Raw genomic sequence first — 1,674 nt, 5'->3', positions numbered from 1 at the left:
ATGATATGCTCCCATTATAGTAGACAGTTAAAATAATAAAACTGTTCTATAATGGGAGGATTTTTTTATGTCAAGAAAATCAAAAGTATCAACCGAGATAAAAGTCCAAGCTGTTGAAGATTATTTAAGAGGTATAAAAAGTTTATCTGAAATAAGTAATGAACTAAATATCTACAAAAGTGCTATTTCAGCTTGGGTACGTAAATATAAAACCTTTGGGAAAGAAGGTCTATTAAACAAAAGATATAATACATCCTATTCTGCTCAAGTTAAGACTCAGGCCGTTATTGATTATCTTGATGGTAAAGGATCATTAGATGATATTTGTATTAAGTATAAGATAAGTGCTATTGGTATTCTCCAGCAATGGATTAAGAAGTATAATGATCATAAGATATTTAAATCTCATTCAACTAAAGGAGATAAACTTATGACTAACGGAAGAAAAACAACTTATCAAGAAAGAATTGAAATAGTATCATTTTGCATTGCTAACGCTCACGATTATAATTTAACTGCTAATAAATTTAATGTTTCATACCAACAAGTTTATACTTGGGTAAAAAAATACAATAAGGATGGATATAACGCGTTAGTCGATAGACGCGGTAAAAATAAAGCCTTTGAAGAATTAAGTGAATCAGAAAAATTCTCTGCACAATTAAAGCTTTTAGAAGCAGAAAATAGACGTTTAAAAATGGAGAATGATTTCTTAAAAAAATTAGAAGAGATAGAAAGGAGGTAGATAAATACACTGTTTCATCTACAAATAAGTATATTGCAATTAAAGAATTACATGAATTAGGGTATTCAATATCTGAACTATGTAAATGTGCTGAAGTTGGGCGTGCTTCTTATTATAAGTGGTTAAATCGTTCCGCAACTGAAAGAGATAAAGAAAATAAAGTTATTTTAGATGAAATTATTAAATTATACTCAGAAGTTAAAGGGATTTATGGCTATCGCCGTATAACGTTAAATATAAATAGGATACTAAATTCAAAATATAATCATAAGCGTATATACAGGCTTATGAAATCTGTAAAACTTACTGCTGTTATTAGGAGAAGAAAGAAAAGATATATTCAAAGTACTCCACAAATTACAGCTGAAAATATATTAAATAGGGAGTTTGTAGCTGATAATCCAAATGAAAAATGGCTAACAGATGTTACTGAATTTAAGATAACTAACGGAAGCAAAGCTTATTTAAGTGCAATACTAGATCTCGGAGATAACAGTATTATTTCGTATGTATTAGGTAAGTCTAACAATAATAAATTAGTTTTTGATACCTTAGACAAAGCTGTTGAAGCGAATCCGACTGCAACGCCACTATTTCATAGTGATCGAGGATTCCAATATACATGTAAAACATTCAAGAACAAACTAAATAAAATTAATGCAGTGCAAAGTATGTCTAGGGTAGGTAGATGTATTGATAATGGACCTATGGAGGCTTTTTGGGGTACTTTAAAATCGGAAATGTACTATCTAAGAAAGTTTTCAAGCTTTGAAGAACTTGAACAAGCTATTGATGAATATATAAAATTTTATAATACAAAAAGATTACAAAAGAAATTAAAAGGTATGGCTCCTATTGAATATAGAAGCCACACCTTAGTAGCATAATTTTATATTATTTACCCTGTCTACTTGACAGGGGGCGGTTCA

At 29.6% G+C, this 1,674-nt stretch carries 1 protein-coding gene and 1 pseudogene; both read left to right on the top strand.

Annotated features, from left to right (window positions below):
* Window positions 1-67: 67 nt before the first annotated feature.
* A pseudogene (locus tag GPX08_RS06685) lies at window positions 68-745 on the top strand (helix-turn-helix domain-containing protein); the annotation flags it as partial.
* Window positions 721-1,632 (top strand): IS3 family transposase, encoded by a 912-nt coding sequence (locus GPX08_RS06680; RefSeq protein WP_156626063.1) that lies wholly within the window; start codon window positions 721-723, stop codon window positions 1,630-1,632. The pseudogene GPX08_RS06685 and the gene GPX08_RS06680, both read left to right, overlap by 25 nt.
* The last annotated feature ends 42 nt before the right edge of the window (window positions 1,633-1,674 follow it).

The organism is Clostridium tertium, from assembly GCF_902652255.1.
GTDB lineage: Bacteria > Bacillota > Clostridia > Clostridiales > Clostridiaceae > Clostridium > Clostridium tertium_A.
Note: the sequence above shows the minus strand (reverse complement) of the source record. Positions and strands in the feature narration are given on the sequence as shown.